At 46.7% G+C, this 24,646-nt stretch carries 23 protein-coding genes, 1 tRNA gene and 1 other annotated feature; of the genes, 3 read left to right on the forward strand and 21 right to left on the reverse strand.

The features are described from left to right. Nucleotides 1-21: 21 nt before the first annotated feature. The gene (locus HPY27_RS29510; protein ID WP_238144587.1) at nt 22-630 is read right to left on the reverse strand and encodes a hypothetical protein; all 609 of its coding nucleotides are present in this window, start codon (nt 628-630) and stop codon (nt 22-24) included. A gap of 93 nt (nt 631-723) precedes the next feature. On the opposite strand from HPY27_RS29510, the gene HPY27_RS29515 reads away from it, so the two are divergent. Further along, entirely contained in the window at nt 724-900 is a 177-nt protein-coding gene (locus HPY27_RS29515) for a hypothetical protein (RefSeq protein ID WP_007719793.1), read from the forward strand. Nucleotides 901-969: 69 nt separating this feature from the next. Here the strand turns inward: HPY27_RS29515 and HPY27_RS29520 are convergent, their stop codons facing one another. The 4 genes from HPY27_RS29520 to HPY27_RS29535 all read right to left on the reverse strand — a co-directional run bounded on the left by HPY27_RS29520 (nt 970) and on the right by HPY27_RS29535 (nt 5,771). Continuing rightward, nucleotides 970-2,151, reverse strand: a complete 1,182-nt coding sequence (locus HPY27_RS29520; protein ID WP_174226569.1) for a NupC/NupG family nucleoside CNT transporter — start codon at nt 2,149-2,151, stop codon at nt 970-972. Nucleotides 2,152-2,291: 140 nt separating this feature from the next. Beyond that, nucleotides 2,292-2,699 (reverse strand): RidA family protein, encoded by a 408-nt coding sequence (locus HPY27_RS29525; protein ID WP_069852490.1) that lies wholly within the window; start codon nt 2,697-2,699, stop codon nt 2,292-2,294. Nucleotides 2,700-2,853: 154 nt separating this feature from the next. Continuing rightward, nucleotides 2,854-4,025, reverse strand: a protein-coding gene (locus HPY27_RS29530; protein ID WP_371814389.1) for an IS3 family transposase whose coding sequence is annotated in 2 segments (ribosomal slippage) — nt 2,854-3,752 and nt 3,752-4,025 — 1,173 coding nt in all. Because the reading frame shifts where the segments join, the coding sequence is not laid out codon by codon here. A gap of 114 nt (nt 4,026-4,139) precedes the next feature. Further along, a complete protein-coding gene (locus HPY27_RS29535) occupies nt 4,140-5,771 on the reverse strand; it encodes a hypothetical protein (RefSeq protein ID WP_254613033.1) in 1,632 nt (543 codons plus the stop codon). Between the two features lie 187 nt (nt 5,772-5,958). On the opposite strand from HPY27_RS29535, the gene HPY27_RS29540 reads away from it, so the two are divergent. Beyond that, the gene (locus HPY27_RS29540; RefSeq protein WP_174226571.1) at nt 5,959-6,384 is read left to right on the forward strand and encodes a DUF7832 domain-containing protein; all 426 of its coding nucleotides are present in this window, start codon (nt 5,959-5,961) and stop codon (nt 6,382-6,384) included. Nucleotides 6,385-6,423: 39 nt separating this feature from the next. Here HPY27_RS29540 and HPY27_RS29545 read toward each other — a convergent pair whose 3' ends face one another. The 16 genes from HPY27_RS29545 to guaB form a co-directional block, all read right to left on the reverse strand. Then, a complete protein-coding gene (locus HPY27_RS29545) occupies nt 6,424-6,963 on the reverse strand; it encodes a hypothetical protein (RefSeq protein WP_254613034.1) in 540 nt (179 codons plus the stop codon). A gap of 113 nt (nt 6,964-7,076) precedes the next feature. After that, a tRNA-Arg gene (locus HPY27_RS29550) sits at nt 7,077-7,153 on the reverse strand. Between the two features lie 73 nt (nt 7,154-7,226). Beyond that, nucleotides 7,227-8,255: a histidinol phosphate phosphatase domain-containing protein gene (locus HPY27_RS29555; protein ID WP_173624479.1), complete on the reverse strand. Its 1,029-nt coding sequence runs from the start codon at nt 8,253-8,255 to the stop codon at nt 7,227-7,229. Further along, entirely contained in the window at nt 8,249-9,049 is an 801-nt protein-coding gene (locus tag HPY27_RS29560; protein WP_174226572.1) for a DeoR/GlpR family DNA-binding transcription regulator, read from the reverse strand. Before HPY27_RS29560 ends, HPY27_RS29555 begins: the two co-directional genes overlap by 7 nt. Next, nucleotides 9,033-10,052 (reverse strand): ABC transporter ATP-binding protein, encoded by a 1,020-nt coding sequence (locus tag HPY27_RS29565; protein WP_173624477.1) that lies wholly within the window; start codon nt 10,050-10,052, stop codon nt 9,033-9,035. Before HPY27_RS29565 ends, HPY27_RS29560 begins: the two co-directional genes overlap by 17 nt. After that, nucleotides 10,052-10,840: an ABC transporter permease gene (locus HPY27_RS29570; protein WP_174226573.1), complete on the reverse strand. Its 789-nt coding sequence runs from the start codon at nt 10,838-10,840 to the stop codon at nt 10,052-10,054. The genes HPY27_RS29565 and HPY27_RS29570 overlap by 1 nt, the downstream gene beginning before the upstream one ends. Further along, the gene (locus tag HPY27_RS29575) at nt 10,837-11,682 is read right to left on the reverse strand and encodes an ABC transporter permease (RefSeq protein WP_017246869.1); all 846 of its coding nucleotides are present in this window, start codon (nt 11,680-11,682) and stop codon (nt 10,837-10,839) included. Before HPY27_RS29575 ends, HPY27_RS29570 begins: the two co-directional genes overlap by 4 nt. A 60-nt stretch (nt 11,683-11,742) precedes the next feature. Beyond that, complete coding sequence (locus HPY27_RS29580; protein ID WP_017246868.1) at nt 11,743-12,552, reverse strand: alkaline phosphatase family protein; 810 nt, start codon at nt 12,550-12,552, stop codon at nt 11,743-11,745. After that, the gene (locus HPY27_RS29585; protein WP_069852476.1) at nt 12,542-13,639 is read right to left on the reverse strand and encodes an ABC transporter substrate-binding protein; all 1,098 of its coding nucleotides are present in this window, start codon (nt 13,637-13,639) and stop codon (nt 12,542-12,544) included. The genes HPY27_RS29580 and HPY27_RS29585 overlap by 11 nt, the downstream gene beginning before the upstream one ends. A gap of 191 nt (nt 13,640-13,830) precedes the next feature. Next, nucleotides 13,831-15,120, reverse strand: coding sequence for an isocitrate lyase (gene aceA / locus HPY27_RS29590; RefSeq protein ID WP_017246866.1), 1,290 nt, complete (start codon nt 15,118-15,120; stop codon nt 13,831-13,833). Between the two features lie 26 nt (nt 15,121-15,146). Further along, nucleotides 15,147-16,754 carry a malate synthase A gene (aceB, locus tag HPY27_RS29595; protein WP_017246865.1) on the reverse strand — a complete coding sequence of 536 codons (1,608 nt, stop codon included), beginning with the start codon at nt 16,752-16,754 and terminating at the stop codon, nt 15,147-15,149. Nucleotides 16,755-17,174: 420 nt separating this feature from the next. Continuing rightward, nucleotides 17,175-18,455, reverse strand: a complete 1,281-nt coding sequence (gene serS / locus HPY27_RS29605) for a serine--tRNA ligase (protein WP_017246863.1) — start codon at nt 18,453-18,455, stop codon at nt 17,175-17,177. 53 nt (nt 18,456-18,508) lie between these two features. Next, nucleotides 18,509-18,734 (reverse strand) — a binding site (T-box leader). 128 nt (nt 18,735-18,862) lie between these two features. Then, entirely contained in the window at nt 18,863-19,438 is a 576-nt protein-coding gene (pdxT, locus tag HPY27_RS29610) for a pyridoxal 5'-phosphate synthase glutaminase subunit PdxT (protein ID WP_069852470.1), read from the reverse strand. Between the two features lie 10 nt (nt 19,439-19,448). Next, on the reverse strand, nt 19,449-20,333 hold the full coding sequence (gene pdxS / locus HPY27_RS29615) for a pyridoxal 5'-phosphate synthase lyase subunit PdxS (RefSeq protein WP_017246861.1): 885 nt from the start codon (nt 20,331-20,333) through the stop codon (nt 19,449-19,451). 105 nt (nt 20,334-20,438) lie between these two features. After that, nucleotides 20,439-21,755, reverse strand: a complete 1,317-nt coding sequence (locus tag HPY27_RS29620; protein WP_174226574.1) for a D-alanyl-D-alanine carboxypeptidase family protein — start codon at nt 21,753-21,755, stop codon at nt 20,439-20,441. 189 nt (nt 21,756-21,944) lie between these two features. Beyond that, nucleotides 21,945-23,405 carry an IMP dehydrogenase gene (gene guaB, locus HPY27_RS29625; protein WP_173624476.1) on the reverse strand — a complete coding sequence of 487 codons (1,461 nt, stop codon included), beginning with the start codon at nt 23,403-23,405 and terminating at the stop codon, nt 21,945-21,947. 166 nt (nt 23,406-23,571) lie between these two features. On the opposite strand from guaB, the gene HPY27_RS29630 reads away from it, so the two are divergent. Then, nucleotides 23,572-24,585, forward strand: coding sequence for a YaaC family protein (locus HPY27_RS29630; RefSeq protein ID WP_174226575.1), 1,014 nt, complete (start codon nt 23,572-23,574; stop codon nt 24,583-24,585). Nucleotides 24,586-24,646 lie beyond the last annotated feature (61 nt).

The raw sequence follows: 24,646 nt of genomic DNA on the forward strand, positions 1-24,646 counted from the left end.
CTTCTGACTGGCTTTTTCTCTTTATTCTTTTTGCGGCGATTCCTCGATCATTTTTTTATTGATGATTCTTATTTTGTCTGCTGGAGATTGCTCGTCCTTTGCACTAATAAATACGGAGTTATCTCCCGCTTCAAAAAACATGACATAATCCTCATCGGCCATGCTCTTATCTTCACTGACAGGAGCCCCCAGATTTTTACGGATTGTGTCCAGATTCGTTTCATTTAGATGAAGACCCGCCAAATCAATTCCATATACGCGATCCTGCCCATCAAAATAAATGAGCGCACTCTCTAGCTTCTCAAAGACTTCATAGCGCCCGCCATCCCAATAATCCTGTTTCGTTACCTTGCCGTATAGCGCAGAAACCTCATCCCGCTTCATCCCGATGTGGATATCGAAGCCACTGATTTCGTTTTTGGATAGCTGCTTTAAAAATTGATCGTCCAGAATAATTTGGCGCACGGTAGCGGTTTGCTTCTCTTGCTTTTGGTCGCCCCCGCTATTTCCCGCCTCTTGCTTCTGCTCGGTAACAGGTTGTTGTTTAGAATCTGTTGATACGCTCGTGTCAGGTGAACAGCCTCCCACAATCAAACCTGCCACTACGGTCATACACACCCATTTTCTCAACCGACTTCACTCCTTTATCTCCTCTTGAATGGTCTCATCGCAACTTTGTCACTGGTAAGACGTATCTTTTAGTGAAAGTGAGGTGTTGTATGAATGCCACTCTGGTTACTCGTCGTACTTATTTTCGGAGGTCTCTTGCTGATTGGAGCCATCATCGATTGGATTGCCAAGCGCCGGAAGCAGAGAGTCCTCATAGAGCGTAACAACCGTGATTCCCATTCCTTTGATGAAGGATACGATCCGAGAAATAAAGACGAATATCTCAATTGATAGACGCTACTCCCCATCATTTGGTTACGAAACCGTCCCTAACAAAAAAGACCCCGGAAAGGGTCCCCTTCACACTACAATGCTGATGATAATTCCTGACAAAATGCTGACGAGTGTTGCCCCATACAGCAGCTTCAGTCCAAACCGGGCTACGACATTTCCTTGTCTTTCATTCAAGCCTTTTACCGCGCCAACAATCGTCCCGATGGAGCCAAAGTTCGCAAACGAGATCAAAAACACCGACACGATGGCGACCGTTCTCTCGCTTAACTGACCTTGAATTTTCGTAAAGTCGAGAATGGCGACAAACTCGTTCGCCACTATTTTAGTGGCCATGATACTTCCCGCTTGTACGGCTTCATGCCAAGGAACCCCCATAAGAAAAGCGAGGGGAGCAAAGACATACCCTAACAACCCTTGGAACGAGATACCGAATACCGCCGTGAATAACCCGTTCACCATCGCAATGATTGCAATAAATCCGAGCAACATCGCTGCCACGACTACGGCTACTTTAAATCCATCTAGAATGTACTCCCCGAGCATTTCAAAAAAGGCCTGTTTCTCTTCTTTTTCTTGATCGAGCAAGTCATCTTCCGGCTTCACTTTATACGGATTAATAATAGAAGCAATGATAAAACCACCAAATAGGTTGAGTACCAACGCAGCTACCACATACTCCGGTTTGAGCATGGTCATAAAGGAACCCACAATCGACATAGACACGGTGGACATCGCAGAGGCACACAGTGTGTACAGCCTGTTTTCGGGTATAGCACTGAGCTGTTTTTTCACGGTAATAAACACTTCGGACTGCCCGACGATCGCTGAAGCAATCGCATTATACGACTCCAATTTTCCCATGCCATTCACTTTGCTCAATACGAGTCCTACATAATGAATAAATAAAGGGAGGATCCGCGTGTACTGTAGAATGCCTATCAGTGCGGATACGAACACAATCGGCAGCAAAACTTGTAAGAAAAACGGAGACGCACCTGGATTCGCAATGCCACCGAAAACAAAATTGATCCCCTCGTAGGCATACTCCAAGAGTACGGAAAAACTGCTGGCAATGCCTGATATTAAAATGAGTCCAATACTGGTTCGCAACAGCAGCAAACCAAACACGATCTGAATCAGAATCATGATGAGGATAGGGCGATACCGAATGTGCTTTTTATTACTACTTGCCAGCCAAGCAAGCAAAAATACCGTAATCAAACCTATACCTGCGATGATATACTTCATGCAACCAACTCCAATAGCAAAAGATTTAGAGCCGACACGTACCATTGCCGATCCGCTTATCTCGCTCCATAATCTTCCCAAAAGAGCACAAAAAAACCCTCCTGAACGATGAATAATCGAACAGAAGGGCGATGGGACAACTATATATCTGCAACGGCGATAGCCTCAATCTCAATCAACAGCTCGTCCCTGATGAGCTTGCTCACTTCAACGGCAGAGCTCGCTGGCGGGGTTTCTGTATTCACGTACTGATCTCGAATCTCACGGACAATGTGCATCTTGGAGATGTCGGTCACGAAAAAAGTCAATTTCACTACATGCTCAAAGCTGACTCCTGACGCTTCTAACGCGAATTGGATATTATCGAAAACTTGTTTTGTCTGTGCGGCTAAATCGCCTGTGCCGACCACTTGGCCTTCCCTGTTGAGAGCCACCTGTCCCGATACATAAATCGTCCGTGCGTTCCGAACCTCCACCGCATGGGTGTAGCCAAACGTAGGTGGCATTGTTTCAGGGTTAATGAAGTTGATTCGCTTATCATTTTGCATCTGACATGCTCCCTCCGATTCTCATTTATTGGTAATCCATTCTACCATACCCAAAAAATTCTGACCATTATTCGATTTCTCAAAGAAAGAGAGGAATGAATAACCCGTCTCTATGGTCATAACCCTGTCAAGTAGACTGCCTAAAAACCCATAGTTACGCGGCGATCGCTTTCCGATACTCAATCGGGGAACGGTCGCCTAGTTTTTTCTGAAAACGACTCTGATTATAAAATGCAATGTATGTTTCAACAGATTGATTTAATTCCTCAAATGATTTTGCCGAGCATCGATACATCATTTCTGTCTTCAGATGAGAAAAGAATGACTCGATACAGGCATTATCTAGGCAATTTCCCCGTCTCGAATGACTTCCTAGTACTCTGTACTCATCCAAACGTTTATTATAGTGTCTGGAAGTGTATTGAAAGCCTTGGTCCGAATGTAGGATGGAACCGTTCATTTCTCTTCCCTTACAAAGACTATCTACGGTGCTCATCACGAGTGACAAATCGTTTTGGGAAGAGACATGCCAAGCAACGATTTCGTTATTAAACAGATCCTGCACAGCAGATAGATAAAAAAATCGTTCTCCGACTCGTAGATAGGTGATGTCGGTTACCAGCTTCCTTAGAGGTGCTTCTGCTTTAAACTGTCTTTCCAGACGATCCGGGTTTACAACTGATGCCTGTCTGCCGAAGAATCGCCTTTTTTTACGAATTACTGAGCGAATGCCTAATTCCTTCATCAATCGATAGACACGTTTGTGATTGATTTGTAATCCTTCTTTGCGAAGAGCAACTGTCATTCGTAAGTAACCATAATAAGGATGCAAGCGATGGATGCTTAGGATATGTTCTTTTAGGTTGACTTCCTTTTCGCTACGTCGAACAGATGCCTCTCTGGACTTTCTCCATTTGTAATATCCCGCACGGGATACTTTTGCAAAACTGAGCAGCCATGATAATCGATATTTGGTTTGCATTTGTTCAATAATTGAGAACCTTGCTTTCTTCGAAGTCACTCCCCGTTTAGATTTGGATATCGCTTTTTTAGATATTCATTCTCCGCTTTTATGTATGCTAACTCTTCCTCAACGCTTGTGAATTTGGTTTTTGGACGCCCTTTTCGCCATGCCTGATTTGATCGAGAAGCTGTTAGTACCTCCCCACTACGAACCTTATTAACCCAGTCCAACACCTGTCTTTTTTCTGGAATGCCTAATCTTCTGGCGACTTCTCTAGAAGATACTCCGGACTCGTAAAGACGTACGGCTTCCATTTTTTCCTCTTCTGTATAAACTCTAAATGTTTGTCCTTTTTTAGCCATAAAAAAATCCCCTCTGGTCAATTGTGTCTTACCCAATTGTAACAGTGGGGTTTTAAACACAGTCAACCATGAGGGGATATTACCACTAGCTCGGCTGAGGACGGGTTTTGCTTTTTAGTGGTTTCTATTGGAGGAATTAAATTGATCAAATAGCCCGCTTCCAGAGCTTTTTGGCTGTTCTTTTTTGTTTACGGCTTCAAATTGCTGAAACAGTCCGCCATCATGCTTCTTTTTTTCTTCTACTCTTATTTCTTTCTTTTTGGGTAGGGGCTGTTGAATCGGTGTTCTTTCTGGCTTTACAGGCACTACATTCTTTTTCTTTCCCGTATGGTTGGTATTTTTCTTCATGATCTTGTTAGGCGGTTGATTCTTCTTCTTTTTTCTTCTATTCATATACCAATACCATAAAGGAAGAATACCGAGCATAATCGTACCCGCCGTAATGAGATACAGCTTCCAGATCGATTGCCTTTTCTCTTCCTCCTTTTTTTCTTCCCGCATCTTTTGGACAGCCTGTTCAAAATCACGAACCTTATAATTTTCTTTAACAGACGACAAGTTCTTTACAAACCCAACCGAGCCCCTTCCATAATAGATAAAATTCCGCAGGGCATTGTTCACTGTCATCTGGTATATGTATCCTGTCGGGACACCTGAATCCTGGATTTTTTCTTTGATCTCTCCCATAAGATCAGGAGAAGTCGGATCAATCATTTGGTCATATTCCAAAACTTCATAGTTCTTAAGTTCTTTTTTTCCTACTAACTGAACATTTTCTTCATTATTGAACAGAAAATACCTCGGAATCCTATTGATACTCTTCCGATAGACTTTGTTTTTCGGGAAATTATGCAAGGCCATTTCGTTGCTATGCATTTCCAGCGTTTGCTCTGACAGCAGTACCTCTTCTGCTTCTATGATGGGGAGGTTTTTCTCTAAGGCTTCATATTTAGGGAGCCATTGAATGATACCATCTGGGTCTAAAAACATGTAAATGTCCTGATATTGAAAGGATGCCACATAGATTTGATCCGTTGGCAGGCTATTAAGATAAAACTCTTTTTCAAATGGAGTTGAATCGAAATTGTATGGGATGTTAAATACTGTTGCCCCATTTATCTCACTCTCATCTACCTCTTCTAACTGTCCGTTATTATGTACGGTAAAGTATAGGGGACCATTATGAGTTGGGTCACCCCAAATGGTCGATTGATAATATTGATTCGGTTGTAAATGGTATGGTCCAGTACCGCTATCGATTTGGATTAAGAGTTCGGACCGCTTGATTCTTTCCTCTTCCGCAGCGGCTTCTTCGCTCGTCTCCTCTTCTTGGCTTGTCTCTTCTTCCACGTTTTCTTCTTCATCATCGTCGTCATCGTCAGCCTTTTTTTTGATTTTAACCGGCTTGGATGATTTGAAACCGCTTGACGGTTTTGCGCTTTTTATTGTGGAGCTTGAACTTTTGCTGGTTGAGCCTGAGCTTTTTCCTGAAGAGTACGAGCTTCTGCCGGACGAATATGAGCCTGTACTAGATGACCCTGAGCTTCTGCCCGACGAATATGAGCTGGTACCAGATGATCCTGAACTTTTGCCTGAAGAATATGAGCTGGTACTAGACGAACCTGAGCTTCTGCCAGAACTACTGGAGCTAGAGGAACTTGAACCTCTAGATGACGCAGGCTCTACAGGAAGGATTACTAGACTAATCATTACAGCGCTAAGAAAATAGGCAAGCAAATTCCGCATGAAATATAACCCCTCTATGAACCAACCAATGGTTTTCTCTATATAACAGTTAAATACTACCACTTCGCATCATGGCAATGCTACAAAATTCCTACCCTTCCTTCTTCATCCTCTTTTGGCTTTTTACGATTACATCTATCCTGTATAATTTTTGAAAAATGGGCAATTAGAAAGAGAGGATTCGCTAGTGACAACGGTATACGATAAAGCGAAATATCATTACGAAAACTTTGAGGAGGATCTGCCTCAAAAACAGGCATACGTACATACAGGTTTTTTCATCGGCTGGTTGATTGAAAATGATATGGTTAGCAAGGATTTTCAAAAGAGTTTTGCAAACCTGATTGCTGATTTTAAACAAAGGAAGATGACTGGTCCTGAAGTTTATGAGAAGACGGGTGGAGTATTTGCTAAAGACATGCTGAATGAAGAAGGAAACCAGTTCGCAATGTTTTACTTCGATTTCGATACGGGAGAGTATCGCTATCATTATCTCGAAGCGTTTGATTGTGATCCAAGCGTGTACCACGTGGAAGATACTTGGGGGAATTACGATCATATCAAAGATTGGATCGACAATGAGTATGAGTACTGGTGCGAGAAAAATGAATAAGACCGCGTGAGTACGCGGCCCTACGGTCAAGTCGCTATCCTATTTCTTCAGGATAAAATCAGACATAACTACCTTCTCCCATTGGATTCCTTTTGGACTCACGTTGGTGTAAAGCGTTATGGAGTCCGCATCTTCCATTACCGCTTTCAAATGAAAATTCATGTCCTTGGGCTGCAAATATTCATCATACAGCTGTTGGTAGTTGGGATCGTTCTTTTCTTTGGCGACTTTGATGTATTCTACGGTGTCAGGGTCTTTCTCAAAGTTTTTGTATTTCACTTGATATGCGAATGTCGCTTCTACTTTTCCATCTACTGTTTTCTCTTCATAATCCGATAGTGTAAACTCCAGCAACTCATAGTAGGGGGAGAAAGCTTTCTTGCTCTCTTCTTCCATATAGCTTGCGATTTGGTTATAGCTTGTAGAGCTGTCAATCGATTGTTTCGATTCTGTGCCAGTGTTCATTACTTCTTTTGCAGGTGGCGCGGCAGTCTGATTTTGTACGACCGCATCTGAGCTGCAACCACTGAAGAAAATCGCCAAGACCATAGCCATACATCCTACAATCACTTTTTTCAAAAGAAATCCCCCCTTATTTCGTTCGTCATTTGATATACGTTATACATTGGAGGCATGCTACACGTCTCAACAAAAAAAGAAAAAACCTTGATACACCAAGGTTTTTTCTTCGATGGCGTCCCCGAGAGGATTCGAACCTCCGACCTACAGTTTAGGAAACCGTTGCTCTATCCTGCTGAGCTACGGGGACAAATATGATCACCTACTTTCTTATTATATGTGTATATCCATTTTTCGGCAAATCCTATCCATTCCAGTTCCTATCAGCAGTTCTCGTCTGGAATAGCTGATGCATAACGGATTGGCTTCATGATCCGTTGACGACCGGAAAAAGTAGCAATCTCCGTTACTCCCATTGAATGGAGGTTCTCCAGATTCGCCGCTACGTATCTCCCAATATCGTCGGGAAAGTGCGCGTCGGACGAGAGTGTCAGTGGAACACCATGCGCCACCAAAACGTCGAGAAAAACGGGACTTGGGCACATTTCCTTAACAGGATAGCGGTAGTACAGGCCCGCATTGATTTCGGTCGCTGTATCCGTTTCTCTCAAAGCAGTTGCGATCCGGTGGTAATAGGGAACTATCTCTGATTCCAGAGGGCGATAGGAGAACACTTTCAGATTGTCCAGATGGGCAACAAAATCAAATAAATTGCTCCTGATCATGCACTCAACCGTGTAGAAAAAGTCCGCGTATAACTGTTTCAGGTCATGCTGCTCAAACAGATGGCGAGTCTCGGGATTGTCAAAGCCCCATCCTTGCATAAAATGAACAGAACCGATCACATAATCCCACGAAGCGCCTGCCAGCAAGCTTTCCAATTCTGCCTCCCCGCCGATAAAGTAATCCGCTTCGATCCCCAGCCGCAACTCCACACCGCTTGCCGACCAACGCTGCTTTGCTGCCTCAATAGCGACACAAAAGTCATTAAGACTCTCGGTGCATACTTGATCAAGCCAAGTGCGCTGCAAGCGACCCAAATCGGTATCACTGAGGTCTAGATACCGTTCAAAATAGGGACGGGCTTCACGAAAGCGGTATAAATGATCGACAATCCCCACTTCCTTCAAGCCTTTGTTTAACGCTTCACGTAAATACAGATCGATCCAGGATGGGTCGTAGCACCCCAGAGACATGCGGTTATTTAATCGCGCAAGGCTGTCCAGCAGCCAGGTGCGGGTATGTCGAGGTTCAGTAAGTGGATAAAAGTGGTCGAGGGCAGTATTGGTACGGTCGAGCCAACGCAATGAAAAAGGCCCTTCTTCCAGATGAAGATGATAGTCGATCAGCATGTGAAGTCTCTCCTTCCCGGATGTTCGCTTATCCAGGTAGTTTGAATGCCAGACGAAAGCCATTCATCCGGCATCGGCTGGTCACAAATAACCGCGCTGACATCCTGCCAGCCGCAAATACGAAAAAATTGCGTTTGACCGATCTTGGTTGTGTCTCCCAATACATAGACTTGCTCTGCCCGCTGTACCATCATGGTCGAGCATAGCGTTTCTTCCATGTCATAGTCGGTGAAGCCATCAGCCGTCATTCCTCCACAGGAAATAAACGCTTTATCAAAATGAAAACGAGAGAGCAGCTCGCAGGTAAACGCCCCAGCAACCGATTGTTGGGCCGGATGGGTCAGGCCCCCCAGCATAATGACCTGACCGTTGAACTGATTGGCTTCCAACAGCTCGTTTAGTAAAGAAGCGGCGGGGAGCGAATTCGTGACAATCGTTAATTGGTTGAGGCCTTTTATAGCACGTGCCAATTCCAGTGTTGTCGTCCCGACATCGAGTGCGATGGTATCCCCGTCAGACAAAAGTTCTGCCGCGATTTGCCCGATTTTCGTTTTTGCCGTCTGTTGAATCGCCTGTTTCTTTTCAAAGTGCGGTTCACGCTTCGCCAAATGATAAGGGATAGCTCCTCCGTACACTCGTTTTAACAAACGTTGCTGTTCCAATTGGTCCAGATCACGTCGTATTGTCTCCGGTGTTACTGCCAGGTTTTTTGCCAGACTCATCACCTGAATTTTACCGTGGCGGTTCAATTCGTCTAGTATCACTTGCTGTCGTTCTTCAGGCAATAGTGTCATAAAGCGGAATCACATCCTTGGGACCTACATACATTGTTTTTGTTGTGCCTATCTGCTCCTGCTCGAAAGACAGGTGCAGAGTGTCCACCAGTACAGGAACATCACCAATGTTCAGCTCGTAACGGGTAATGTTGCCGAGCATGGTTACTTGAGCGATATTCCCGGTCAAGCAGATGTCCTCCCCAGTCAAAGGCTGTTCGCGAAACGTCTCGGGACGAATTGCGAAACGTTCAACTGCCGGATGAGACAAATGAGGCGCGATTTGGCTAAGCTGCTCGGCAGTCAGCACGTTGTAATTGCCAATGAAGCGAGCAACAAATTCAGATCGAGGTTGCGTGTAAATCTCTTGAGGACTGCCGTGCTGAACGATTCGTCCACCATTCATGATGTAGATGCGGTCACTGACAGCCATGGCTTCTTCCTGATCGTGCGTAACCAGCACAGTCGTCATGTTTAATTCTCGTTGGATCGTGCGTAGCTGCTTTTGCAAATTTTTACGAATCTGAGCATCAAGCGCGCTAAGCGGCTCATCGAGCAAAAGCACTTTTGGCCGGGTGACCAGAGAACGGGCAAGTGCCACACGCTGCTGCTGGCCACCAGACAATTCACGTGGGTAAGCCTGCTCCTTTCCCACCAATCCCACCAGCTCAATCATTTCTTGGACACGCACCCGAATCTCCGTTTTCGAGATTTTGTTCATTTCCAGGCCAAAGGCAATGTTTTGACTGACCGTAAGATTGGGAAAGAGCGCATACGATTGGAACACCATGCCGATCTGCCTGTTTTTTGGAGACACGTCCGTCACATCTTTGCCGTCAATGTAGATCATGCCCGTATCAGGGGCCGTCAAACCACTGAGGATGCGTAACAGCGTACTTTTGCCACACCCGCTAGGACCAAGCAAGGTAACCAGCTCACCTTTTTCAATCGCAAGATCGAGTTGCTGCAACACGTGTTGACCGTGAAAGGTTTTGGACAAGTGTTCGATTTGGACGTAGCTCATTAGGGAACCTCCTTGCGTGTGAAGCTTCGGCGCGTGAATTTTACAACCAGGCCAGTGATGATAGCCATAAGGACAAAATAAGTGACGGTAATTGAGCTGGCGACATGCCCACTTGACGATAGCTTGGCGTATAGATACATCTGCAGGGTTTCGTATCTTCCTCCCACCAGGATGTTAATCAATACGAATTCACCAAACAAAATGGAGAACGACAAGAGCGAGGACACGAAAATTCCAGACATGATATTCGGAACGATAATCCGTACAAACGCCTGCCAGTGGCTCGCACCCAAGAGCTCGGCTGCCTCCATCAACGAACGTGCCTGCAAGGCAAGCAGGCTGTTGCGCGTTCCCTGATATAAATACGGAAGCAAACCGACCAAATACGCCCCGGCGGTAATGATGACCATTGGAATTCCGTTTCCTGAATAAGTACGGATCAATCCGACCGCCATAATGACACCCGGAACGGCATAGGTCAGCATCACCAAAATTTGAACCAGCCTCTCCATCCGGGGAGCGTAGACGATAATGGAGAATACAGCAGGAACAATAATGACAACGGCAACGACAGTCGTCAGAAAGCTGAGCAAAAAAGAACGCCCGAATGCCTGCAAAAATCGGGGATCGGCATACAGCTCCGCGAACCATTTTCCTGTGAGTCCTTCCGGCAAAACCGTGCTATTCCACTCGGTTGCCAGTGAGTAAAGGATGGTAGCCGCGACAGGCAAAAACAAATACAGCATGAGCAACGCAAACGACAAGGATGGCAAACTGATCCGCTTCAAGACAAATCCCTCCGAATCTTCCGCGTCAGCCACTCGTTCACGAGCAGGGCGGCGGCAAGCGTCAGGCCGAGAAGTACAGCGAGAGCGCTACCCAGCTCGGGTCTGGCAAAAATGTCGCCAGATACTAGCGCACCAATCCGAATGGGCACCAGATTGTAGTTGCTCCCGGTGAGCGCGTAGGCAGAAGCATAAGCACCCATTGCGTTGGCAAACAGAATGCTGAATGTGCCGACGATGCCTGGAAGCAGTACCGGAAAACCGATTCTCAGCCAAAACTTCGAGGGGCTGGCCCCAAGTAGCTCGGCCGCTTCCATCCATTGTTTCTGAATGGCGTTGTACAGGGGATACAACAGCATGACTGCCAGAGGCAGTTGAAAATAAATATAAACAAGCGTTAAGCCGCTCCACGAATACAGAGTAAATGACTGACCAAAATCAATCCCCAGTTGCTTCGCGAGCAAAACAAACAATCCACTGTTTCCCAACAGGACAATGAAGGCAAATGCGAGCGGAATCCCCGCAAAATTGGAGGTTAAGTTCGTAATGACAAGAATTCGCTGTTGCAGTGACTGTGGGAAACGGGTAATCGCATAGGTAGCGAAAACAGCAACGACGATTCCAATGAGAGCAGACAGGAATGAGATGAGCACGCTGTTCTCAAAAGCCTGCAAGTAATACGGATTTGAAAAAATCTCACGATAGTGACTGATGGTAAAACCGCCGCCCCCCTCGGCCTGAAAGCTCCCTCCGATCATGGAAAGCAATGGGACGAGGAGAAACAGAGCGATCATTGCAAAGAACGGAATCGTCGTGACCCAGAGCATACTGACAAATCGTTTCATCGCAAAAGCTCCTTTCTTAGAGGAAAAGACGCCCCCTTAGGGAGACGTCTTACTCAGCCCTCATACGTTCAATGGCTGCATCTCTTTGGAGGGGGAGATGCCGAGCAAATGGCAAGCAAGCGGCGCGACCTGCAATTGCGGAATTGCCTCCTCGCGAATACCCGGAGATATCAGGTTGCTGATGACAAACAAGGGAACGTCCCGGTCAGCGCTAGAAGTGCCGCCATGATTTCCATCAGCTGTCATCCCATGATCGGCTGTTACGATGATTTGATAACCCGCATCGATCCACGCAGGAAGCACATTTGCCAGTATCGAATCTGCCGCCAGAACCCGATTTCGATATCGCGCGGAATCGGCCGTATGCTTATGTCCGTCATCATCGATATTCATGGAGTGGACGTAAAGAAAATCCGGATTGTACCCATTCAACAAAAAGTTGGCGTCAGCAAACAAGTGTGTATCCGGATAGTGATCTTCCCAGTAGAACATCCCGTTTTGTATCGGCTTATCGGTGTTCAATTGGATTCGGTCGTGAAACGGATTGAACGGAGCCTTGTTATAAAGCTCGCTTACCCAGCAATAAGCGGCAGCAGCGTTGGACATCCCATTTTTCTGCGTCAAGTGAAAGAGACTCTCCTGGTGCGAAAGCCGAACCGCCTGATTGCTGGAAATTCCGTTTTTCCACACAGGGGTTCCCGTTAAAAGAACCTCGTACAAAGGACGAGAGAGACTGGGCAATTCAGATCGTACCTGGAAACGAGCCGCAATACCGTACTCGACCAGGTGATGCAGGTACCCCATGTGCGAGATGGCTGTGTCAAATCTCAATCCGTCGAGCACAATCATGGCGAGCTTACTAGCGCACATGGATTAACACCTGCTCTTGCCATAGCTGCGGCAATTTTTTAGCTGTCTCTTCCCAAGCAGTCAAATCGCCCACCGGACGTGCGTTTTTATACATTTCATCGGGGAGCAGCATGGCTTTAGCGGATTCGTCCAGCTTGGCGTTAGCACGAATCGGTCGAGCATAGCCACGAGCCAGATTGGACTGTCCAGCGTCGGAGAGAATGTATTCACGAGCCAACATGGCAGCGTGTGGGTGCTTGGCGTACTTGTTAATTACAGTTGCGTACCCGCTGCTGACCGATGCTTCCTCCGGGATCAAGACATCAAAGCGGTTTTTATCGATTTTGTCCCGGTACCCGAGCGCGTTGAAGTCCCACAAGATAGCGACTTCGACCTCACCCTTTTCTAGATTGGCAAGGCTCGGATCGCTCGTACTGAGCCGTTTGTTTTTTGCCAACTCAGCGAAAAAGTCTATGCCGGGCTGAATATTTTTCTCATCTCCTCCATTAGCATAGGCCGCGGCCAGTACGGCAAATTGTGCCTGATTCGCTTTCATGACATCGCCGATCGCGATCTTGAAGCTGCCGTTTTTCAAATCTGCCCAGGTCTTGGGAGGATTTTGTACCTTTGTCTTGTCCGTAATAAAGGCCAGTGTTCCGGTATAGCCCAGCAACCAATGTCCTTCATCATCTTTTGCCCAGTCGGGAATGTCGTTCCAGTAAGAGGTTTTGTAAGGCAGCGTCAGCCCTTTTTGCTTGGCTAACGGTCCAAAAGCAATACCTACGTCACCGATGTCTGCTGTGGCGTCTTCTTTTTCTGCTTCAAATTTAGCCAATTCTTCTGCGCTCGACATGTCCGTGTCCGTATGCTTCAAGCCGTATTCCTTTGCGAGATTGCCCCAAGTCTCTCCCCAGTTTGCCCACGTGTCCGGCATACCCACGGAGTTGACTTCTCCCTCCTGCTTTGCTTTTTCCACGATTTGATCCAGGGTCAATTGCGACGTATCCAGAGAAGTGCCTGATTTCGTCTCGGTGGCACATCCCGCAAGCAGAAAAACGGATGTCATGACAACAACGGTTCGTTTCCAGCTTAACTGGTTCCCTCTCATCTTTAAGGCCCCTTTTCGTTTTTATTTGTGTTTGATTCTTTTGTTTTTTCTAAGCTAATCGTAAACAACAAAAATGAAACTGATATAAATGCGTTGTTAAAAAGCTATTAAGACTCTATGAAAAATAGACGTGAACGCAAAAAGTGGCTCTCTGAATACCAGAGAACCACGTAGTCCTTCGTTTTTCCTATTTAATTATGGGCGAATTGCTCCTCTTCCGTCGACCCGCTAAGCGCAGTCGTAGAGGATTTGCCGCCAGAGATAACTTGCGCAACCTCATCGAAATAGCCCGTTCCGACTTCACGCTGATGACGAGTCGCCGTATAGCCATGTACTTCACTGGCGAATTCAGCTTGCTGTAATTCAGAGTAGGCAGCCATTCCACGATCACGATATCCACGCGCCAGTTCAAACATGCCGTAATTCAGGGAGTGGAAGCCAGCAAGCGTGACAAATTGGAACTTGTAGCCCATCTCGCCGATCTCTTCCTGGAAGCGAGCGATAGTCTGTTCATCCAGCTTCTTTTTCCAGTTGAAAGAAGGAGAGCAATTGTACGCTAACAGCTTGCCCGGGTATTTGGCATGGATCGCTTCTGCAAAACGGCGTGCTTCCTCCAAATTTGGCTCAGAAGTCTCGCACCAGATCAAATCTGCATAAGGAGCGTACGCCAGTCCACGGGCAATCGCTGCATCCAATCCGCCGCGTAGACGGAAGAAGCCCTCTGCTGTTCGTTCACCCGTCAGGAATGGTTTATCCTGCTCGTCGATGTCGCTGGTGATCAGGAAAGCGCCATTTGCATCGGTACGTGCCACGATAATCGTTGGAACCCCCATCACATCTGCCGCAAATCGTGCGGAAATCAGGTTACGGACGGCTGCTTGCGTCGGAATCAGTACCTTCCCGCCCATATGGCCGCATTTTTTCTCGGAAGCCAGCTGGTCTTCAAAATGCACGCCTGCTGCACCCGCTTCAATCATACCCTTCATCAATTCGAAGACGTTCAGTGGCCCACCAAAGCCCGCTTCTGCATCTGCTACGATCGGAGCAAACCAATTCGTCTCGGTACCCCCTTCTGATTGATCGATCTGATCAGCCCGTTGCAATGCCTGATTAATTCTTTTTACGACTTGGGGAACACTGTTTGCCGGGTAGAGGCTTTGATCAGGATACATCTGACCAGACAGATTGGCATCGGCCGCTACCTGCCAGCCACTCAAATAAATCGCTTTTAATCCTGCCTTTACCTGCTGAATCGCTTGATTCCCGGTCAAAGCCCCCAACGCTTTAATATGGTGCTCGGTATGCAAGAGGCTCCACAGACGCTCTGCCCCTAGACGAGCCAGCGTATGTTCGATTTGTACGGAACCGCGCAGACGAACGACATCTTCTGCCGTATATGGACGTGTAATTCCTTCAAAACGCTCGCCTTGCCAGCTTTGCTCCACCTGTTGAATCGCTTCTTGCTTGTTTGCCTTCGTCATTTTCATTTCCCCCACTCTTTTTATTTTTATAAATAGCGATAACCCGGTACAGTTAGGAAGTCTTCGAAATCTTCTGTCGTTACCAATTGCAAGAACAGATCACCAGCAATCGGATACTTGCTGTTGTCGTACCTCTCTTGACCGATTGCTTGCTTGATCGCTTGCAGCTCCTCACTCAACCATTGCTTCACCAAACCTTCCGTCACCTTTCTACCATCCTGCAAGACTCCGTGACGATGACGCATCCATTGCCAGACTTGTGCCCGCGAAATTTCTGCTGTAGCCGCATCCTCCATCAGATTGTTGATCGGTACAGCCCCAGAGCCTCGCAACCAAGCCTCGATGTACTGTATGCCTACGCTTATGTTCGTACGGACACCCGCTTCTGTAATCGTGCCCTCTGGAACTGCCAGCAGTTTCTTAGCGGATACATCCACATCTTCACGTTTGTACCAGATTTGGTTCGGCTCTCTCATCAAGCGATCGAACACTTCCATAGCTACCGGCACTAGCCCTGGGTGAGCAACCCACGTCCCATCATGTCCATCGTACGCTTCCCGCTCTTTGTCAGCGCGCACTTTGGCGATGGCTTCTGCATTTTGTACCGGGTCATTTTTCACCGGAATTTGTGCAGCCATTCCGCCAATGCAAGGCGCCATCCGTTTATGGCAAGTCTTCACGGCCAGCGTGGTGTATGCCTTCATGAACGGAACTGTCATGGTTACTTGGGCACGATCCGGTGTAATGACATCAGGCTGATTCCGCAGCTTTTTGATATAGCTGAAAATGTAATCCCAGCGTCCGCAATTCAGTCCTGCACTATGCTCGCGCAACTCGTACAGAATCTCATCCATCTCAAAAGCTGCAAGAATCGTCTCGATCAATACTGTCGCGCGAATCGTGCCGCGTGGAATATTTAATTCATCCTGCGCGAAAAGGAAGACGTCGTTCCAGAGGCGAGCCTCCAGATGGCTCTCCAGTTTCGGTAAGTAGAAATACGGTGCTGTCTGATTCGCGATAAGAGCGTCTACGTTGTGGTAAAAGTAAAGTCCGAAGTCAAGCAGGCTGCCGGAGATCGGTTTTCGATCGAGGAGAATGTGCTTTTCTTCAAGATGCCAGCCACGAGGACGCACGATCAAAACCGCTGTCTTTTCATTGAGGGTGTATGATTTGCCTTCCGGACTGATGTAAGAGATATTGCGGCGTACCGCATCCTTCATGTTGATTTGGCCTTGGATGGTGTTCTCCCATGTCGGTGAGTTGGCGTCCTCAAAATCAGCCATGAAAAGCCGAGCACCCGAGTTCAGTGCATTGATGACCATTTTCCGATCACCCGAAGGTCCCGTAATCTCCACCCGTCTGTCCTGCAAATCTTTGGGCAATGGAGCAACAGTCCAATCTCCTTTACGAATATCCGCTGTTTCCTGTAGAAAATCGGGTAGTTGACCTGCATCGATCTGCAATTGACGCTCCACGCGTTTAGCCAACAATTGTTGTCGTCTGTCGCCAAATCTTTGCTCCAGCTTCATCACGAATTGAATCGCTTCTGGTGTCAGGATATCTTGATAACCGGGGTGCATCTCACCGGAAATCTGCACCTCCAGCGGATATGGATTCGTTGGTACGGTAGTCAAAACAGCTCCTCCTCCCTCACTTCAAAGTTATTATGATACAGATTGATAAAATGTTTTTTATTATATAACAGCAAGAGCAAAAAAAATGTCCTTACTCCTGATACCCGCTGCCACTGCAATGGCTGCAGCATACATGACCATCTCCCAAGCAATTGTGGCAAGCCGCTCCGTTGGCATCATGACCAACGCCTCCACATTTTGGGCAATTTTGTTCTCCGTTTCCTTCACATCGATAGCAGTCCATTCTCCATTCCTCCATTTCTGTATTAAAACAATATTCTTAAAATTTGTTTTTATTATATAACAGAGATTAGTACAGTGCAACACGTTTTTTAAAAAATTCCACCTGTATTAGTACACAATATAAAACAGCCCTTGACCCGTTATGGATCAAGAGCTGCTTTCCTTATCTCTTGCTTATTACTTCGGCGCGATCTTGTCTACTCCGCCCATGTACGGACGAAGAACTTCTGGAATCACGATGGCTCCATCTGCCACTTGGTAGTTCTCCAAGATCGCTGCTACTGTACGTCCAATCGCCAAACCAGAACCATTCAATGTATGCACAAATTCCGGCTTCGATTTTGTATCGCGACGGAAACGGATATTGGCGCGGCGCGCTTGGAAATCTTCAAAGTTCGAGCAAGACGAGATTTCACGGTATGTGCCACCGCTTGGAATCCAAACTTCCAGGTCGAATTTCTTCGCAGCTGTAAATCCTAGATCGCCTGTGCACATGCTCAAGACACGGTATGGCAGTCCAAGCAGTTGAAGCACCTTTTCAGCGTTTTTCACCAGTTTGTCGAGTTCGTCATAAGACTCCTCTGGTTTCACGAATTTCACCAACTCAACTTTGTTGAATTGATGCTGACGAATCAACCCACGCGTATCACGGCCAGCAGAACCCGCTTCCGAACGGAAACATGCGCTGAAAGCAGTGTAGTAGCGAGGGAGATCTGCTCCATCCATGATTTCATCACGATGCATATTGGTGACTGGCACCTCTGCAGTTGGAATCAGGAAGTAATCTGGTCCCTCGATTTTGAATGCATCCTCTTCGAACTTAGGTAATTGACCCGTTCCTGTCATGCTCGTGCGGTTGACGATAAACGGTGGGATCACTTCTTCATAGCCATGCTCATTCGAGTGCAGATCCATCATGAAGTTCATCAGTGCGCGCTCCAGGCGTGCACCCAAGCCTTTATAGAAAACAAAACGGCTTCCTGTTACTTTTGCCGCCGTTTCAAAATCGAGGATGCCTGCTTGGCTAGCCAGCTCCCAGTGAGGCTTAATCTCAAAGTCAAATGCACGTGGCTCTCCCCATGTCCAGGCAATCACGTTATCGTCTTCTGTCGTACCGATCGGCGTGCTTTCGTGCGGCAGGTTCGGGAGGCTCAGCAAGATGAACTCCAGCTGCTCATCCAGTTGGCGCAGCTCTTCATCCAAAGCCTTGATGCGTTCATTTACTTCTTTCATTTCAGTGATCAGATGGTCTGCATTTTCCTTATTGCGTTTCATAACCGCTACTTGCTCGGATACCGTGTTACGCTTATTTTTCAGCGCTTCTGCTTCTTGGATGATTTGGCGACGCTTTTCATCTACTTCTACGAATTGATCCAACGCAGAAATATCTTCATTGCGGTAAGCCAAACGGCGTTTTACTTCTTCCAAATCCTGGCGTAATACTTTTACGTCCAACATGTGTAAATCCCTCCGAATCGTATTGAAAAAAAACAAAAAACACCCGTCCCCTGGTAAGGGACGAGTGTTGTATACCCGCGTTGCCACCCTCGTTGACACATGCAGCAATCCTTCATGCACATGCCCACTCTTCCGTCATAACGGGACGGTTCCGGGCAAAGTTGTTGTTCCTTTGCCACTCCGAGATGGATTCCTTCACATAACCGGATCGGTTTACACCTACCACCGACTCTCTAGGCCTGGCTCTTGTGAAGTACTTGTTCTCATCATCGCATTCTCATTCATGAATACTATTATTGTTAACTGTACTACAGGTTCTATACGTATGTAAAGAGCAGCCCACCTCGATCTTTTCAGAAAAAAAGAAGATCGGCGCCTTTTTGACGGCCGATCTTCCGGTATGACAGCTAGCTTCTGTATTCCTTGACCATGTCGAGGAAGTATTTGTGCAGTCTTGTATCTTCGGTCAATTCTGGGTGAAAGGCTGCTGCCAAATAGTGACCGCTTCGGGCGACAACAATCTTGTCTTCGTGCTTGGCCAAGACTTGACCGTTCTCTCCTACTTCCATGATATACGGTGCCCGGATGAACACTGCCGGGTAATCTGCCGCCACACCCGCAACAGGCATCAAGACTTCAAAGCTCTCCTTTTGGCGACCAAAAGCATTCCGCTCTACTTTGATGTCCATCAACCCTAGATGGCAATCGTCTTGTCCTTGAATCTGTTTTGCCAGAAGGATCGCTCCTGCGCAAGTTCCGAAGATCGGCTTGTTCGCCTTACCGAACTCTTGAACCGCCTCCATGAATCCGTACTTGTGCATCAGCTTGCTTATCGTGGTGCTCTCTCCGCCGGGAATGACCAGCCCGTCGAGGTCATCCAGTTCTTCTACTTTTTTGACCGGGACGGCTGTGGCACCAACCTCTTCTAGCAGTCGCACATGTTCTGCTACAGCTCCTTGTAGAGCGAGTACGCCGATTTTCATGCTACTCACCTTACCAGCCGCGCTCTTGCATACGATCAGCTTCACGAATTTTGGAGATTTCGATACCTGGCATTGCCGTCCCCAAGCCTTTGGATACGCGAGCAATCAGTTCGTAATCCGTGTAGTGGGTGGTCGCTTCCACAATCGCGCGAGCAAACTTCTCTGGATTCTCTGATTTAAAGATACCAGAGCCAACAAACACGCCATCGGAGCCCAATTGCATCATCAGGGCAGCATCTGCTGGTGTTGCTACTCCGCCTGCTGCGAAGTTTACGACTGGTAGCTTACCTGTTTTGTGTACCGCTTCAAGAAGTTCGTATGGAGCACCCAGGTTTTTGGCTTCCGCCATCAGTTCATCGTAGGACATGGCTTGCACTTTGCGGATTTGGGACATCATCGTACGCATATGACGAACAGCCTCTACAATGTTTCCGGTTCCTGGCTCACCTTTTGTGCGGATCATGGATGCACCTTCTCCGATACGACGGAGAGCTTCACCCAGATCACGGGCGCCACATACAAACGGTACAGTGAACTCTTTTTTATTGATATGGTACAAGTCATCTGCCGGAGTGAGTACTTCACTCTCATCGAGATAATCTACACCCAGAGACTCAAGAACACGCGCTTCAACAAAATGACCGATACGAGCTTTTGCCATAACAGGGATCGAAACAGCTTTCAGTACTTCCTCTACAATGCTAAGGTCCGCCATACGCGCAACTCCACCAGCTGCACGAATGTCAGACGGTACACGCTCCAAAGCCATTACAGCAACAGCACCCGCTGCTTCTGCAATTTTTGCTTGTTCAGCATTTACGACGTCCATAATAACGCCGCCTTTTTGCATTTCAGCCATACCTCTTTTTACGCGGGATGTTCCTACTTGTACCATGTCATTACCCCCTACATCATGAGTCAGAACCGAAACTGTTATGTGGTGTTATGGTTCCTGTTACCGTCATTGTAAACGATAGATGTAGGGGAAAACAACCATTATTTAATTTCCTGTCCCACTGCTAAACAAATTGCTGAAAAACTCTATGATGCTGCGGAAGAACAGACGAATCCAGCTGGCTTCCTCTACTACCTGTCCTGCTACTACATCAACACCTGCTTTTGTCGCGTCTTCAGGCTGCAAATAATCCGTATCCTTCATGCCTTCTTCTTTCAATACGATCTTACCGACAACCTGTCCTTGCGTAATTGGCGCGGTCAGCTCCTGGAAGGTAACAGTTGGTGTGAATTTTGCTTCTGTACCGATCTTTGTAATCATATTTACTTCGCTACCTGTAACGGCTGGAACTGTTACCTCTACACCGTTTTTCACAGGGGCTATTTCAAACCCTTTAACTGGTACATTCTTGTCCATTTGTTTCGTCAGTTTGTAATTGTTAAAACCGTAGTCAAACAGTTTTCTGGTCTCCGCGAAACGCTTTGTATTGCTATCTGTATTCATTACTACACTAATCAAACGCATGTTGTCACGAACAGCCGTCCCTGTAAAGCAATAGCCCGCTGCAAGTGTATGCCCTGTTTTCAATCCATCTACGCCCGGATAGTAGCTAATCAGACCAGGCAGCATCCAGTTGAAGCTTTTCTTGCTCCACTCTTGTGGGGTACCTGTTCGGAATGTGAAGTTTGTTTTTTTGGAAACTTCCAATGCCTCAGGGAAATCACGGATCAGAGCACGTGCGAGGATAGCCGAATCGCGTGCCGACATCAGATTTTCTGGTTGATCGGTTTTCACTGAATACGGGCCCAACTCATTAGCTGGCAAACCTGTAGAAGTGACAAACATCGTATTTTTCATACCAAGCTCTACTGCTTTTTTGTTCATCATTTCAACAAAGGCAGCTTCACTGCCTGCGACCTTCTCAGCCAAAAGTACGGTTGCGTCGTTAGCAGAAACGACTGTCATCGCTTCTGACAATTGTTTAACTGTAAATGATTCACCTAAATTCAGGTACACCCCAGACGAATCTGAAATTTTCGCGATATAAAAAGCATACTCACTTACCGGGACAACATCATCCCAGTTAATTTTCTTTTGTTTGACGGCTTCCTGAACCAGGTATTCAGACATAATTTTACTCATGCTAGCTACCGGAAGTGCTACGTCAGGATCTTTACTATAGATAACCCTTCCCGTCGATGCCTCAACAAGAATGGCAGACTTCGCTTCCAGTTGTAAATTCGCTTGAGATGCTACAGGGGCAGCTTCCACTTTTGAAACCATTCCTCCCATTGCTGTAGCAAAAACAGCGACCGAAAGGAACAGACCTGTCAATCGCTTTGTCCATGTCTTTCGCTTCATGTAATCTCTCACTCTCCTATTTCTGTCGATTTCATTTTTTCGTGAAAACAAGCACACAATTGTAAGTGTACCATAGGTTGCAGGGTGGCTTGAAGCGAGATTCCTCCTATTTCCACAAGTTAGTAGCTAGTAAAAATCCCCTCTCTTATTAAAAGAAAGGGGACCTGGGTCTTCCGTACTATTTTTCGCTTAGGAAATCGAGTAGTTAGGTGATTCTTTTGTAATTTGTACGTCGTGTGGGTGGCTCTCACGCAAGCCAGCGCCGGTAATGCGAACGAACTGGGAGTTTTGAATCAAATCCTCAATGGTCTTCGCCCCGCAGTATCCCATACCTGCACGCAGTCCACCAATCAACTGATACGTAACATCCGCCAATGGGCCTTTGTAAGGAACACGGCCTTCGATCCCTTCCGGAACGAGCTTTTGTGCGTTCTCTTGGAAGTAACGGTCCTTACTGCCGGCTTTCATCGCGCCGATCGATCCCATTCCGCGATATACCTTGAAACGACGACCTTGGAAAATCTCGAATTCGCCCGGGCTTTCTTCTGTACCGGCGAACAGACTGCCGATCATGATCACAGAAGCACCTGCACCAATTGCTTTTGGCAAATCACCGGAGTATTTAATGCCGCCGTCGGCAATAATTGGAATATTGTACTCTCGCGCTACTTGTGCACAATCGTGGATCGCTGTAATTTGAGGAACACCGATACCTGCTACGACACGAGTTGTACAAATGGAACCAGGACCGATACCAACCTTCACCACAGATGCGCCAGCTTCGATTAGATCGCGAGTAGCTTGTCCAGTTGCCACGTTTCCTGCGACGATTGTGAGCGTTGGGTATTCTTTGCGAACTGCTCTTACCGTTTCAATTACGCCTTTAGAATGCCCATGAGCCGTATCAATCACCAGTACGTCCACGCCAGCTTGTACAAGTGCTGCTGTACGCTCAAACGTGTCTGCAGATACCCCAACAGCAGCACCACACAGCAAGCGGCCTTGTGCATCTTTTGCTGCATTCGGGTATTGAATTGCCTTTTCAATATCTTTAATCGTAATGAGTCCACGCAGGATGTTGTTATCATCCACCAACGGGAGCTTTTCGATCTTATGTTGTTGCAAAATCAATTCTGCCTGTTGCAGTGTAGTACCGACAGGAGCCGTCACCAGGTTTTCCTTGGTCATAACCTCTTTGATCTTGATGGAGAAGTCATGTACAAAGCGCAGATCGCGGTTGGTGAGAATTCCGATCAGCTTTTGATTCTCATCGACAATCGGAACACCGGAGATACGATATTTACCCATGAGAGCATTCGCTTCTTCGACGGTATGCTCTTGGGACAAAGAGAACGGATTGGTAATAACGCCACTTTCAGAGCGTTTTACACGATCTACTTCGCTTGCTTGTTGCTCGATGGACATGTTTTTATGGACAATCCCGATACCACCTTGGCGAGCCATGGCGATTGCAAGTCCAGACTCCGTTACGGTGTCCATCCCAGCACTGATCAGAGGAATATTCAGCTTCACATTCTCACTCAATCGTACTCGTAGATCAACATCCCTTGGCAAAACTTCAGATTTTCCTGGAATGAGCAATACATCGTCAAACGTTAAGCCCTCTTTAACAAATTTGTCTTCCCGCACAGTTGAAAGCTCCTCTCGGCGAATGGTTTAAGACAGTTTAACAAACGGCTTAATTTACTGTCAAGAAATGAGTATATCGTTCGGTTATAGATTGGATTAGACAGATAAATCAAAAAACATTTAGGGAAACTTAACCATATTACGAAAATTGGTAAAGGTGGGTATCATGGATAACGCTTGGAAAACATTACGCTATTTTGAGACAGAACCTACTGCACGTAAATATTTGGCTGCCTGCTATCATGACATGGGTGTTGAGCATGCCGAGCGACTAGCTTTTAAACAAAGCTCGCGTTTCCTGTTTCTCTGGAGACAAGCCAGACATTTTTATTCCACTTCCGCTGTTGCCGACTTGTCTATCCAGCCATTACTGCTGTTTTATGGATGCTCTCACTTGTTGAAGGCGATGTTATTGACTCGAGATCCGTATTATCCCCAAAACAGTCGTGTTCTTCAACATGGTGTCACGACACGAAAGCTTAAACGAAACGCCTATATGCTAATGGAGGACGAAGTTCGTCCACAAAAGGAAGGTTTTTTTGCCCAATTAGCTCACGCGTTCCAGCTTGCGCCGTTACAAGATCGCTATTCAGTCCATAACTTATTTTCATCCATCCCCAGCGTCAGCGATAGTTACGGAATTGCTACGGATAAACCACGTAACTGGTTAACGCTAAAGATTGATCAAATCAGTCAGGATAATTTGGTTCGCATTACCTTTCCTGAAAAAACGGACGGGCCCTTATCCTATTCAACTGAGACTTTCATCCAATACATTCGCAGGCTTGCTCCAGCTGTTTGTAACTTGGAAAAACTCGCTTCGGTAAATAACAAAAATATAAAGGAACTGACCCTTCCTCAGTGTGCCCTGTCTGAACTGGATCAACACCCGTTATTTCGTTTGCATCAGAACGTCCTCTTCTTCTGGAATGGGTCTGCTTCTTCTCTACCTCTTCCCGAATGGGCTAGTCATTACTTGCTGCTTTATGTACTCAGCATGCTTTGCCGCTATGAAACGGAGTGGTGGGGAGAGCTAACGATGTCTCACGGACTTGTTGATCGATATTTGGTCGAACATTTTTTGGATAACCACATGGATACTTTCCCCTCGGTTATTCGAAGGCATTTTCACCGAAATCACCGGATGTCCCTTCCCTCTTTGCCGTCCGATCTGTATTAGTTTTCCTGTCACTGCTTTCTCTACACGAAAAAACCTTCCTGCCATCATCAGCAAGAAGGTT

Origin of the sequence: Brevibacillus sp. HB1.1 (genome assembly GCF_013332445.1) — a bacterium.
In the GTDB taxonomy this organism is placed as follows: Bacteria; Bacillota; Bacilli; order Brevibacillales; family Brevibacillaceae; genus Brevibacillus; species Brevibacillus porteri.